The organism is Candidatus Limimorpha avicola, assembly GCF_056978975.1.
This window is the reverse complement of sequence record NZ_DBMCYK010000010.1, coordinates 79,144-93,405: the sequence shown is the minus strand read 5'-3', so window position 1 is coordinate 93,405 and position 14,262 is coordinate 79,144. Positions and strand designations below refer to the sequence as shown.

The following is a 14,262-nucleotide window of genomic DNA, read 5'->3' as shown; positions in this document are numbered from 1 at the left end:
CAATATCGAAAGTATATCCAAATCCGGGAGAAAACATCTTGAACATAAGGACGGCATTGCCGGAAGGAAGGATAGAAGTGTATGACATTCTCGGGAAAGTGATATATAAACAGGATATTACCGAAGAGGTCACGAAGATACCGACAGAAGGATGGGCGAAAGGGATGTATCTGTGGAGAGTTTATAGTGAAGGAAAGGAAGCAGAAAGCGGTAAATGGGTAAAGCAATAATAGTTTCAAAAAAATAGTAAAAAAGGAAACATTATATATTAACTATGAAAGAGGCTGCCTGACAAGTTCAGGCGGTCTCTGTTTTTTATGTTGTAATCCCTACTGTAGAGACGTCATATCATGGCGTCCCAATTACACACTTTTTGAAACATTACCTTGTATGAATCTAAAAAAACACTTGTTCTTATGTTTTTTAAGTTCAATTTTGTTATTTTTACACCAAAATATTTTTGAATCATTCAAAAAATATAAAATTTGTCGTTATGTTATTTTTTTACAAATAAATGATATGCTATACGGTTGTCATGAAGATGTGGATGATGTTTTTGATGATAAAGGTGATATTTACATCTAAAATATGAATACATCAAATTGATTTTTTAGTGTGATTGATAAAATATATTAAAAATGAATGATATTGCATTTCCATTTTCGAGACCTTTATATGTAATGGCAAAACCTGTAGGACCACGATGTAATCTCGCATGTGATTATTGTTATTATCTTGAGAAAACGAATCTTTACAATGGACACAGCAAACAAATGATGAGTGAGACGCTTTTGGAAAGATTTATTCAGGAATATATTGCAAGTCAGACTATGCCTGTGGTGTCGTTTACATGGCATGGAGGGGAGCCTCTTTTGCAGTCTCTGCGTTTTTATCAAAAAGCTGTCGAGTTGCAAAAAAAATATGCAGGAGGTAGAGCGGTTGACAATTGCATTCAGACTAATGGTACATTGTTGACTGACGAGTGGTGTCGTTTTTTCAGAGATAACAACTGGCTTGTAGGCATCTCAATCGACGGGCCTCAACGTTTTCACGACGCCTATCGTCATTATGGACAGAACCTGCCTTCTTTCGTCAAAGTCATGCGCGGCATTGAGTTGTTGAACAAATATAATGTCGAATGGAATGCCATGGCAGTGGTGAATAATCTTAATGCAGATCATCCATTGGAGTTTTATCGTTTTTTTAAAAATATTGGTTGTCATTATTTGCAATTCACACCCGTTGTTGAAAGAATATTGAAACAGCCTGACGGGAGACATTTGGCATCGTCTCTTCAGGAAGATGGACGTGTGGCGGAATTTTCTGTCACTCCTCAACAGTGGGGTGAGTTTCTTTGTGCTATCTTCGATGAATGGGTACGCAATGATGTCGGGCGTTATTTTGTTCAGATTTTCGATTCAACCCTTGCCAACTGGGTGGGAGAACATCCCGGTGTATGTTCTATGGCACGTACATGCGGACATGCCGGTGTCATGGAGTTTAATGGCGATGTATATGCTTGCGACCATTATGTGTTTCCGGAATTTAAACTTGGCAATATTTACAAAAAGACTTTGTTGGAGATGATGTACGGTGATTTTCAGCAAAACTTTGGCGCGGACAAGTATAATTCCTTGCCGCAGCAGTGTAAGAAATGCAAATACCTGTTCGCTTGTAATGGGGAATGTCCTAAAAATCGTTTTGCAACGACCGACGATGGTGAACCTGGCTTGAATTATTTGTGCCACGGTTATTATCGTTTCTTTGAACATGTGTCTCCTTGCATGGACTATATGAAACGGGAATGGATGGCAAAACGTGCTCCTGCCAATATCATGAAGGCAATCAGAAATCATGAGATGGATATTTCTTCCGGAAAAATTTATTAAAACAGGAAAATATTGTCATGAATGTAAGTATTGAAAATTTTCACTATCTTTGTATGCAATTATGTTTGCTTTATGGAAAATTTGTTGTCCGTTTTAGAGGCAGTAAATTATGATATGCAGTTCTTTTTTTGATGTTCATGAGTGTCGGAATTTTTCAATACAAAATAAAAAGCGTGGTTGCTAATACAATGGCTTAACATGGCGCTTTTTCATATAGTCGTTTATACTTGAAAAATGGATTTTTCAGTTATTGGTAAAAGATATGGTGAAGTGGTTTTGTCGTAAGGAATTATTTGGCACTCGACTGATAATGAAGAGTAAATAAAGCAAATATTGGTATATATACTGACAGAAATCGGAGATGACGATAATAAACTGTTGAAGAAAATAAAGAAGAGGAATATGAAAAAGAACCAATTGCTTTTTATGTGTGGCATGACTGTGGCATCTGCCTTGTCTGCTGCTACCGGCAACGACAATGATAAACCGAATATAATATTTATCCTGTGCGATGATTTGGGATATGGTGATTTGGCATGCTACGGACAGAAATACATACAAACACCGAACATAGATCGATTGGCGCGTGAAGGCATGTTGTTTACACAGGCTTATGCCGGCAGTCCTGTCAGTGCTCCTTCTCGTGCTGCCTTAATGACAGGTCAGCATTCAGGACATACACATGTAAGAGGTAATAAGGAATATTGGTATGACAGTCCTGTAATGTATTATGGTGATAATGAGGAATATTCTGTAGTGGGGCAGGAACCTTATGATACAGGACATATCATTCTTCCTGAAATCATGAAGCTGAATGGCTATACAACAGGTATGTTCGGTAAATGGGCAGGAGGTTATGAAGGCTCAGGTTCTACACCTGATAAAAGGGGAATAGACGAATTTTATGGCTATATATGTCAGTTTCAGGCTCATTTGTATTATCCCAACTTTTTAAATCGCTACAGTACCGCAAAAGGTGATACTGCCACTATACGTATAACTCTTGATGAAAATATACCGTATCCTATGTTTGGAGATGATTATAGAAAACGTACTCAGTATTCGGCAGATCTTATACATAGGGAGGCTTTGGCTTGGCTTGACAAACAAAGTGACAGTCAACCTTTTTATGGATTTTTTACATATACCTTGCCTCATGCTGAGTTGGTACAACCTAACGATTCTATTTTGAAATATTATAAAAGCAAGTTTTTTACTGATAAAACATGGGGAGGAAGCGAAGGTTCCAGATATAATGAAGCTGTACATACACATGCAGAGTTCGCCGGAATGATTACGCGTTTGGATGCTTACGTGGGTGAGATAATGGATAAACTGAAAGAAAAAGGCTTGGATGAAAATACCATAGTTATTTTCAGTAGTGACAACGGCCCTCATGAAGAAGGCGGTGCAGACCCCGAGTTCTTTGGAAGAGATGGAAAATTGAGGGGATTGAAACGTCAGTGCTACGAGGGCGGCATCAGAATACCTTTTATTGTCAGATGGCCTGAAAAAATAGAAGCCGGAAGTGTAAACGACCACCAGTTGGCATTTTATGACTTGATGCCTACTTTCTGTGAAATAATTGGCGACAGGAGATTCCCTAAAAAATATCTTAACAGAAAAATAAATGACGACTGTTTCGATGGCATTTCCTTTTTGCCTACTTTGTTGGGAGATGACGAAAATCAAAAAAAACATGATTTCTTGTATTGGGAATTTCATGAAACCGACCAGATAGCTGTTCGTATGGATGACTGGAAGTTGATAATAAAGACAGGTGTTCCACATCTTTATGATTTGAAAAATGATCTTCATGAAGATCATGATGTCTCGGAACAATATCCTGATATTGTTAACGAAATGATAAAAATAATCTTCAGAGAACATCGTCCGAGTGATTTGTTTGAAGTTACTTTGCCTGATGCCGATGTTGGGAAAATGTTAAGTGAGTTTGAATGACTCAAGCATGATTTTATATGTTTTTATTACTGTCAGATAAAATATATTTTATTATCAGATAAATACTTATGATGTTTTAGATAAAAATGAAATGTTGCTTCTTTTTATAAAATAAAAAAGATTAAATTATAACAAACAATAAAAAAACTTCTGTCTTACTTTATTGATTTCAAATGGTATCTGTGATTCATGAAAGGGATATTTTACTAATATTTGATAATTTATTTGATATAACATTGAAACTAAATAAATAATATTAACATTAATGTTTTGAGTGTTGATGATAAAATGTTTGAAGTAAATTCAGTATTAAAAAACGAACTCATATTCTGTTTTCTTAATCATATATATATTTTTTTGTTTTTTTGAAAATTATTTTTATCTTTGTAACAAAAAAACATTTCTATGAACGGATATAGTATGAATCTTGACACGTATGAGCAGAAAAGGCTTATTTCTTTGATAAATAAATGCTCAACTTTTGATATGTTTGATTATGATAAGAGCAGCATAGATGTATATGGTTGTTCTTTTTTTGATAACTACTTGTATGTTGTAGCTAAATGTTATTCCTGTATTCCGGTAGTTACCATGGGTTATTTGTGGGATGGAAATGATGACGTTATAAAGTTGGATGGTACCAGGGATTGTATCTTTGACAATCTTCATAAATTGGGGCTTAATGTCGATACAGATAATATTGCGGATTATTTAAAGTTCGTTCTCGGTATAGTTTGTACGGAAGAAGGGTCTCTTCGTCTTGTCCAAAGTATTCATGATGTGGAGTTTTCGGATACTCCGTCGGAAGAACAGTTCGCTTTTCTCGAAAATAATATAAAACCGGTGTCAACAACACGCGACAGTGACGGTTATACTGTTGAGGCGAATGTAATATATTCCGATTCTCTTTATCTTGCCAAAATGAAAATGAAGGAAGATGGTTTTTTCGACATTGTGTCCGAGACGTTGTTATGTGATGGTTATTCTTGTTTAAAACAGATAATGTTATTGTAAAATATTAAGTTATGAAAAAAGATATTATTGATAGAATGTATGAAATATTGGGGGATGATAAGGATATGGCATGTATCCCTCCCGGTGCCGATGAGGGTTTTATCTCCGATTGCAACGATGATTTGCGCTCAATGAATTGTCCGGTTTTGCCGGATGACTATGCTGATTTTTTGCGTGTCATGGATGGCTTCGCTTTTAACGGAGTGGAATTATTCTCTTCTGTTGGCTATTTCTGTAGTGATTCGGATTATTGTTTGCCTGATGTGGTATCTTGTAATGAAAACTTTGTCGATTTTTATGACGGTGATGATGAGTTGTTGTGGATTGGGCGCGATGACTTGGATTATTATTGTTTCAACAATATTACAGGCAAATATGAGACAAGGGACCATGAATGTCTGTCGGATGTGTTCGATACTTATGATGACTTCGAACAACTGTTTGTTGAGATAGTGTTGAAACGTATAATATAAAAACTGGTTTTTGAAAAGAGATTGTAACATGTTTTTCATATTGTCTTAATATATAAGTCGTTTTTTTGTATTTCGATAAATAAAATTTGCTTTTTACAATTAATCTTTTATCTTTGCAGAATGTTATAAAAAATAAAAAACAACTATGTCATATATCTCGTTTAACAAGCAACAGTTGGTAAATCTCGAGTTTACGATGAGTAAAGAGATTTTGCGTTCCAACAGGTCGGGTGCATTTTACAACACTACCATCATAGGTTGCAACACAAGGAAATATCATGGATTGCTTGTGGTGCCGCAGCCTCAACTCGATAATAACAATCATGTGTTGCTGTCGAGTATCGATGAGACTATTATTGACAATAAAGAAGAGTTTAATCTCGGAGTACATCAATATGTGGACGGTACGGTGTCTCCGCGCGGTCATAAATATCTTCGCAACTTTACTACTGAGCCTATACCTCGTCTTACTTATCGTATTGGAACTTCTGTCATTCACAAGGAATATATCTTTGCCGAGAAGGAGGCACGTATTTTGATACGTTATACTCTTGAAGAAGCTGCACAGCCGGTGACATTGCGGCTTCAGCCTTTTCTTGCTTTCCGTAACGTGCACATGTTGACGTATGAGAATTATGATGCCAACCGCAAATATAAAACAGCAAAAAATGGTGTCTCGTGGAAGATGTATGACAATTATGACAGTCTTTTCCTGCAGTTTTCCAAGGCTGTTGAATATACTCATGTTCCGCATTGGTATTATAAAGTTTTCTATATTCGTGAGTTTGAACGTGGCTATGATGCTGTGGAAGACCTCTATGTGCCCGGTTTTTTTGAATTTACCATGAAAAAAGGAGAGTCTGTCGTGGTTTCCGCCGGCGTCTGTGAGAGGAATCCTGCTTCATTCAAAAAACAATTTGAGACTCAAATAAACAACAGAATACCACGTGACAGTTTTAAACATTGCCTTCAAAATTCGGGAGAACAGTTTATTATCAGAGATGATAGCGGTACACGTATGTTCGCCGGCTTCCCATGGTTCGGCAGTTGCAGCCGCGACACTTTCCTGTCATTGCCGGGATTGACACTCGCCAATGGTGACGAGAAGACTTTTAAACAATTGTTGTCATATCTCATCGACAGGATGAAAGGTCCTTTCTTTCCGCATAAATATTATCAAAATGACTTGTATTATACAGCTTTGGACTCTCCTCTGTGGTTTATTTACAATATCCAGAAATATGAGACCATGCTGAAGAAAAACAAGAAAACCTTGTGGAAAGAATATGGCAATGTGATAACAAAAATATTGAATAGTTTCATCGAGGGTACTGATTTCAATGTCAAGGTCTGTGAGAATGGTTTGCTATATGGAGGCAACGAACGTCTCGCCCTGACATGGATGAATGTGTTTTGTGACGGGAAGCCTCTTACTCCAAGGACAGGCTTTGCCGTCGAGATAAATGCATTGTGGTATAATGCATTGCGTTATGCAGTGTCGTTACTTCAAAAAGTGGACCCAAATAATGAGGATATACAACGTTGGAGTGATGTTGCTGATAAGGTGCTGGCATCGTTTACTCCATGTTTTTATGATTCGGTTAACGATACTTTCTTTGACTATGTCAACGAAAATGAACGTAATGCCATGGTAAGACCCAATATGTTGATAGCTATATCATTACCTTATTGTCCATTTAAGAATGAACTGAAAAAAAAGGTATTCGACATAGTAAGGTCAGAGTTGCTTACAATAAGAGGGTTACGTTCTTTGTCGCCTCGTTCACCGGAATATAAGGGCGTCACTATTGGTAATCATAGAGAAAGAGAGATTGCATATCACCAGGGTACTGTTTTCCCATGGTTGGTGATGCCATACGCCGATGCGTCCGTCATCTTGTACGACAAAACGGCTCTTCCGTATATTGAAGACTTGTATCATGGTTTTGAAGACGCTATCAAAGACTGTGGTATAGGCAGTATATCAGAGATTTATGACGGTAATCCACCACACGATGCACGTGGCTGCATCTCTCAGTCCACGAGTGTGGCGGCTCTGCTGTATCTTGATTATTTAATAGACCAGATGAGAAAGGATGAAATATGAAAGTCTTGATGTTTGGTTGGGAATTTCCTCCTCATATAACAGGCGGACTGGGAACGGCTTGTTACGGCATGACTAAAGGTCTTGCCAAGAATGGGGTGGAAGTGCTATTCGTTGTGCCTAAGGCTTTCGGCGACGAAGACCAGTCGTCGGTACGTCTGCTTAATGCCAGCGATGTTACTGTTAACCTTGATAATGAGACTGACAGACGTTATTGGGACAGAGTCCATTATATGGAGGTCGGCTCCAATATAATACCTTATGTTGGACCGGAGGAATATGCTTCGATGGTGACGGATTATCGTGCAACGGATCATTTTAAAAGTTCTGTATTCGCCCCGCGTTATGAGTTCTCAGGAAAATATGGTGCCAACCTGATGGAAGAGGTGGCGCGTTATGCCTTGATAGGTTCTTCGCTTGCTACGAAATATGATTTCGATATCATTCATGCTCACGACTGGCTGACTTATTCAGCTGGCGTAGCAGCAAAGGAGACTACCGGCAAACCTCTTGTGGTACACATGCACGCCACCGAGTTCGACAGATCCGGCGAGAATATCAATACTGATGTCTATGCTATAGAACGTCGCGGTATGGAGATGGCAGACCTCGTAATCACAGTGAGCAATCTGACACGTAATATTGTGATAGAGAAATACGGCATCAATCCGGATAAGGTCATTACTGTGCATAATGCCGTAGAACCTAATTCCAAAAGCCTTTCTGAATACGATAAAAGCGGTCTTAACGCTAAGATAGTGACTTTCCTCGGTCGTATCACTTACCAGAAAGGACCGGAATATTTTGTGGAAGCTGCATATAAAATAATACAACAGACTTCCGATGTGCATTTCGTAATGGCAGGTACCGGTGATTTGCTTAAAAAAATGATACGCCGTGTCTCTCAGTTGAAAATAGGCTCGCGTTTCCATTTTACCGGCTTCTTGAAAGGTCAGGATGTTGACAGGATGTTCGCTATGACAGATGTCTTTGTCATGCCTTCCATATCTGAACCTTTTGGCATAGTGCCATTGGAAGCCATGCGTCTTAACGTGCCGGTCGTCATCTCTAAACAATCCGGCGTGTCAGAGGTGCTTAAACATGCTCTTAAAGTGGACTTCTGGGATATCAACGGCCTGGCTGATTGCATATATGGATTGTGTAACTATAAGGCAATAAGTGAATTGTTTAAGAAAGAAGGTAAAGATGAGGTCGATACCCTTAGGTGGGAAGCTGCATCGAAAAAAATTATCGAAGTTTATAATTTAGCATTGTCAAAATAAATACTATACGTCATGAATAAGTCTATTTGTTTGTGTTTTCAAGTGCATCAGCCTTACAGGCTGCGTACATACCGTTTCTTTGATATTGGAAAGAGACATTTTTATTATGATGAATATAATAATAGAACAGTCATTCAAAGAGTCTCAGAACGTTGTTATCTGCCTATGAATGAACTGATTATGGATATGATAGCCCGTTATGGCGATAAAGTGAAGTTCGCTTTTTCATTCTCCGGTTCTGTCATAGAACAACTTGACTTGTATGCTCCATCTACTCTCGACAGTTTCAAAAATATCTTGAAAAGTGGTAATGTAGAACTTCTTGCGGAGACATACGGTCATTCTCTTGCGTCTCTCGCAAATAAAGACGCTTTCAAAAAAGAAGTTCTTGCCCATAAACGTCTTATGCGTGAGGTGTTCGGTATGACTCCCAAGACATTCCATAATACCGAACTTATATATTCCAATGACATAGGAGCCGATGTGGCTGAGATGGGCTATGACTTGATATTTACTGAAGGTGCTAAACACGTACTTGGCTGGAGAAGCCCTAACTATATGTATTTCAATGCGAAAAATCCTAAACTGAAAGTACTTCTCCGTAATGACAGACTTAGCGACGATATTGCTCTTAATTTTACTTCCTCTCCTATAACAGCTCAGGACTATGCATTGAAAATCAAAGATTTCCCTGAAACAGAAGAGATTGTAAATATATTTGTCAACTATGAGACTTTCGGTGAATGTTATGCTGCTGAAACAGGTATCTTCGACTTTATGAGATATCTGCCGCAAGCTGTTTTTGACAACACGGACTGTAATTTTATCATGCCTCATCAGGCGGTCAAACTGATGCAGCCCATGGGGGTATTCGACGCTCCTATACCGCTTTCGTGCTGCGATGAGGAACGTGACTTGTCTCCTTGGATAGGCAACAGTATGCAGGATGATGCGTTCAATACTTTGTACGATTGCTATAATATGGTGAAACGTATTAAAAATGAAGAGATTATTAGAGATTGGCACGCTCTGCAGGACTCAAGTATCTTTAGAGACCTATGTACAAAGTATGATGACAATACTCCGTACGATACATATATCAATTATATGAATATCTTAACTGACTTTAAGTTGAGACTTGAAAGCGAGTTACACAAAAATAAAACAAAAAAAATTGTCAAACAATGACAATAACATTTAGGACAACATGACGTTGAATATAATAAATCGCGGATATGCCTTACCGAAATAGTGAGGCATGTCCGCATAATTTGTAAATAAAATTTTTATTATGTATAAAACACCTAAATACCTTTTTGAAATTAGTTGGGAAGTCTGTAATATGGTGGGAGGAATATACACCGTATTATCGACTAAGATGGACGAGATGAAGAGATTGTTCGGCGATAATTATATAAGCATTGGTCCCGACTTGGTTAAAGAGTCACATGAGACTCTTTATTTTGTTGAAGATAACAGTTTGTTCCCTGAATGGAGAGAACGTGCCATCTCTCAGGGACTTAAAATACGCATCGGTAGATGGAAACTGCCAAGTAAACCTTTAGCTGTCCTGATAGATTTTACAACATTATATCAAAGTAAAAATGAGATTCTCGGTCATCTGTGGGAACAATATAAGTTGGATTCCATACAAGGACAATGGGACTATATAGAACCTGTGCTTTTCGGCTATGCCTCCGGTCAGGTAATAGAAAGTTTTGTCGATTGGAACATTCCTAATGAAGAGGATATAGTGGCGCAATTTCATGAATGGATGACGGGTGCCGGTGTCCTGTATCTTAAAGAACATGCTCCTGAGGTGGCTACGGTGTTTACTACTCATGCCACTTATCTCGGACGTGCCATCTCAGGTAACGGTCTGCCCCTCTATAATGAATTGTCGTCATATAATCCGACGGTAATGGCGAGCCGTTTCAACATCGTATCTCAACAGTCCATGGAACAGAAGGCTGTGGAAAATGCCGATGTCTTTACTACGGTAAGTAACATCACTGCCATGGAATGCAAGCAGTTCCTCAACCGTGAACCTGATGTGATAACGGAAAACGGCATCAGTGATGCTTTCATTCTTGATGATGCTACCCGTGTGTCGAAAAGACAATTGGCACGTGAGAAGGTGTTCCATATTGCCGATGTGATTACGGGTGTTACAGTGTCTCGCGATAGTATGCTATTGATAAACAGTGGCCGTTATGAGTTTAAAAATAAAGGTATAGATTTGTATATAAGAGCATTGAGTGAACTTAACAATGATAGTGAACTCGCTCGTGACATACTCGCGGTGATAGCTGTCCCGGCTAATATTGCCGGTCCTTCCAAACAACTTACAAGACGTCTTAACGGCACAGAACCTATAGAAGGTCATACTGAACATCCTTTGACTCATCATGTCTTTGATATAGAAAATGATGCCATAGTCAATGCTTTGAGAGAAAACGGCTTGAATAACAACCCTGAAGACAGGGTTAAAGTGATATTCATTCCTTCATATCTTAATGGAGATGATGGAGTGTTCAATATCAATTACAATGATTTTTTGTATGCTTTCGATTTGTCGGTTTTCCCATCATATTATGAACCATGGGGTTATACACCTTTGGAGAGCATAGCTCATGGTCTTCCTACGGTCACGACAGATTTGTCCGGCTTCGGACGTTTTATGAAAGACAAAGATGTCAACAGTGAAGCTGTTACTGTTATTCATAGGGAAGAAGGTAATGGAGATTATGTGGTGTCAGCTATTGCAGAAGTAGTGGAAAATCTTTCAAAACGTTCAGAAAAACAATGGGAAACCATAACTTCGGAGGCTTTACGTCTTGCTTCTATGTTTTACTGGAAAGACCTCATTGTTAATTATCTTCGTGCATACGACATGGCTTTGAATAAGTTGAAAGGCAGGGAATATATGCGTCAAAGTCGTCTTTATTCCGAAGTACTACGTAACTTCGACTTTAAGAAACAGGATACTCCTAATTGGAAGAAGTTTATGGTTGAGATAAATTATTCGGATGAGATGCAGAAACTCAATGAGATGGCTCATAATTTATGGTGGTCATGGAACATAGATGCCATAGATTTGTTCCAATCTCTCGACCCTGAGGCATGGCAGAAACATGAACAGAATCCGTTGGCTGTGATGGAAAACTTTACCAAATATCAAATTGACAGCCTTGAGAATAACTCTGAGTTTGTATCCAGACTGAATATTGTTTATCAACGTTTCAAAGATTATATGTCGGCAAAACCAGACAATGATGATATTATTGCCTATTTCAGCATGGAATATGGTCTTCAGAAAAGCTTGAAGATATATTCCGGCGGTCTAGGAATCCTTGCAGGAGACTACCTGAAACAGGCTTCCGATTCCAATGTCAACATGGTTGGTATAGGACTGTTGTATCGTTATGGGTATTTCAATCAGAGCATGTCGGTCTCAGGCGAACAGCTGTCTGAATATGTGCCTCAGAAGTTTTCGCAGTTGCCATTGGATCCTGTTCGTGACGCTAATGGCGATTGGGTGACTGTGAGCATTGCTTTCCCAGGTCGTAGTGTTTATGCCAAGGCATGGCGTGTAAATGTGGGTAGAGTGGGGCTTTATCTCCTAGATACCGACATAGAAGAAAATTCCCATGAAGACAGAATAATAACAGGCCAACTTTATGGAGGAGACAATGAGATGCGTATCAAACAGGAGCTGTTCCTCGGTATCGGAGGTATCCGTCTGCTCGAAAAGTTAGGTGTAAAACCAACTCTGTTCCATTGTAATGAAGGACATGCAGCATTCTGTGGTCTCGAAAGACTGAATATCATGGTCGCCAAACATAATCTCGAATTCGATGTCGCTATGGAATTGGTACGCTCGTCCACATTGTTCACTACACATACCCCTGTGTCGGCAGGGCATGACGCCTTTGAGGAACATCTGATGAGAACTTATATGTCTTATTATCCCTCACATGTCAACATATCCTGGGACAAGTTCATGGGTCTTGGCCGTTTCAGACCAAATGATCCTAACGAGAAATTCTCCATGAGTGTATTGGCTACCAATCTTAGTGATGAAGTCAATGGCGTGAGTCGCATTCATGGCAGAGTGTCTCGAGAGATGTTCCAACAACTGTGGCCGGGTTATTATGCAGAAGAAAATCACATTGGTTATGTTACTAATGGCGTGCATCTTCCTACATGGGCTGATGCTAAATGGCAGCGTTTGTTTTCTAAAGTGATGGGTGAGGATTATCTTGATAATCAATCTGATTTTACTGTTTGGGAGAAGATGCAGGATGTGCCGGCTTCAGAGATATGGGATATACGTAAAGAGTTGAAGCATAATCTTATGGAGTTTATCAAGGTTAAACTTGCCGAAGATATGCGTAAACGTCAGGAAAGTCCGTCTCTCATTATTAAGACTATTGACAGTCTTGATGAAAATGCTCTCATTATAGGCTTCGCTCGTCGCTTTGCTACATATAAAAGAGCACATCTTCTGTTTACCAATTTGGAACGTCTTGCTGAGATTGTCAACAATCCTAAACGCCCTGTTATTTTCGTGTTTGCCGGCAAGGCTCATCCTAATGACAAGGCAGGTCAAGACTTGATAAAGAATATTATAGAGGTGTCACGAAAGAAAGAGTTTATTGGTAAGATATTGTTTATCAGCAACTATGATATAGAGATTGGCAAGATGCTCACAAGTAGTGTGGATATATGGCTGAATACTCCTACACGTCCGTTGGAGGCATCGGGAACGAGTGGAGAAAAAGCAGCCATGAACGGTGTCTTGAACTTCTCTGTACTCGACGGCTGGTGGGCGGAAGGCTATCGTCCCGATGCCGGATGGGCTATCAAGGAGGAACGTACCTATCAGGACCAGAGATATCAGGATGAGTTGGATGCCGAGACGATATACAATATGTTGGAAGATGAGATAACGCCATTGTATTTTACACGTAATGCCGATGGCGTCCCTGAGACTTGGGTGCAGTATATAAAAAATAACTTCATGGAAATAGCTCCTTTCTACACCATGAAACGTATGCTAGACGATTATTTCAGTCAGTATTATGACAAACTTATCAAAAGAACGAAATTCATGAGAGCTGACCGTTACAGTAAGGCTTTCGAGCTGACGGCATGGAGGAAAAAGATAGAATCGCATTGGGATACCATAGAAGTGTCTTCCATAAAGGTTCCGGACCCAAATATCAGAGCTTTGAATCTTGGCGATGTCTTTATCGCTGAGATTACATTGAAGATCCCGGGATTGGACAAGAATGACATAGGTATAGAACTGATGTTCGCTGAAAAAGAAAACGATGTCATAACAAAGATATTGAGAGTCGAACAGATGACCATGGTGGATTATGGCGATGAATGGGTTCGCTTTTATATCAGTCTGCCGGTATTCAAGGCCGGCGTTTATAATTATACTTTCAGAATTTATCCTACCAACAAGATGCTGGCTCATCGTCAGGACTTGCCTCTTGTCAAATGGATATGATTGAATGTAATGCAGT

Annotated in this window: 9 protein-coding genes; all 9 read left to right on the top strand. The window is 39.0% G+C overall.

The window, feature by feature from the left end; genetic code table 11:
• On the top strand, positions 1-230 hold a 230-nt coding region (locus ACZOVS_RS06250), incomplete at its 5' end, for a T9SS type A sorting domain-containing protein (RefSeq protein ID WP_483996373.1).
• 408 nt (positions 231-638) lie between these two features.
• Positions 639-1,889 carry an anaerobic sulfatase-maturation protein gene (locus ACZOVS_RS06245; RefSeq protein WP_483996372.1) on the top strand — a complete coding sequence of 417 codons (1,251 nt, stop codon included), beginning with the start codon at positions 639-641 and terminating at the stop codon, positions 1,887-1,889.
• A gap of 402 nt (positions 1,890-2,291) precedes the next feature.
• Entirely contained in the window at positions 2,292-3,851 is a 1,560-nt protein-coding gene (locus ACZOVS_RS06240; protein WP_483996371.1) for an arylsulfatase, read from the top strand.
• Positions 3,852-4,256: 405 nt separating this feature from the next.
• Complete coding sequence (locus tag ACZOVS_RS06235) at positions 4,257-4,865, top strand: hypothetical protein (RefSeq protein ID WP_483996370.1); 609 nt, start codon at positions 4,257-4,259, stop codon at positions 4,863-4,865.
• A gap of 11 nt (positions 4,866-4,876) precedes the next feature.
• Entirely contained in the window at positions 4,877-5,338 is a 462-nt protein-coding gene (locus ACZOVS_RS06230) for a YrhA family protein (protein ID WP_483996369.1), read from the top strand.
• A gap of 145 nt (positions 5,339-5,483) precedes the next feature.
• Entirely contained in the window at positions 5,484-7,445 is a 1,962-nt protein-coding gene (locus tag ACZOVS_RS06225; protein ID WP_483996368.1) for an amylo-alpha-1,6-glucosidase, read from the top strand.
• On the top strand, positions 7,442-8,725 hold the full coding sequence (locus ACZOVS_RS06220) for a glycosyltransferase family 4 protein (protein WP_483996367.1): 1,284 nt from the start codon (positions 7,442-7,444) through the stop codon (positions 8,723-8,725). The genes ACZOVS_RS06225 and ACZOVS_RS06220 overlap by 4 nt, the downstream gene beginning before the upstream one ends.
• A gap of 12 nt (positions 8,726-8,737) precedes the next feature.
• Complete coding sequence (locus ACZOVS_RS06215) at positions 8,738-9,913, top strand: glycoside hydrolase family 57 protein (RefSeq protein WP_483996366.1); 1,176 nt, start codon at positions 8,738-8,740, stop codon at positions 9,911-9,913.
• Positions 9,914-10,016: 103 nt separating this feature from the next.
• Positions 10,017-14,246: an alpha-glucan family phosphorylase gene (gene glgP, locus ACZOVS_RS06210; protein ID WP_483996365.1), complete on the top strand. Its 4,230-nt coding sequence runs from the start codon at positions 10,017-10,019 to the stop codon at positions 14,244-14,246.
• Positions 14,247-14,262: the final 16 nt, after the last annotated feature.

Coding starts and splice junctions, on each gene's coding strand:
- ACZOVS_RS06245 (WP_483996372.1), top strand. CDS start 639: ATGAATGATATTGCATTTCCATTTTCGAGACCTTTATATGTAATGGCA.
- ACZOVS_RS06240 (WP_483996371.1), top strand. CDS start 2,292: ATGAAAAAGAACCAATTGCTTTTTATGTGTGGCATGACTGTGGCATCT.
- ACZOVS_RS06235 (WP_483996370.1), top strand. CDS start 4,257: ATGAACGGATATAGTATGAATCTTGACACGTATGAGCAGAAAAGGCTT.
- ACZOVS_RS06230 (WP_483996369.1), top strand. CDS start 4,877: ATGAAAAAAGATATTATTGATAGAATGTATGAAATATTGGGGGATGAT.
- ACZOVS_RS06225 (WP_483996368.1), top strand. CDS start 5,484: ATGTCATATATCTCGTTTAACAAGCAACAGTTGGTAAATCTCGAGTTT.
- ACZOVS_RS06220 (WP_483996367.1), top strand. CDS start 7,442: ATGAAAGTCTTGATGTTTGGTTGGGAATTTCCTCCTCATATAACAGGC.
- ACZOVS_RS06215 (WP_483996366.1), top strand. CDS start 8,738: ATGAATAAGTCTATTTGTTTGTGTTTTCAAGTGCATCAGCCTTACAGG.
- glgP (WP_483996365.1), top strand. CDS start 10,017: ATGTATAAAACACCTAAATACCTTTTTGAAATTAGTTGGGAAGTCTGT.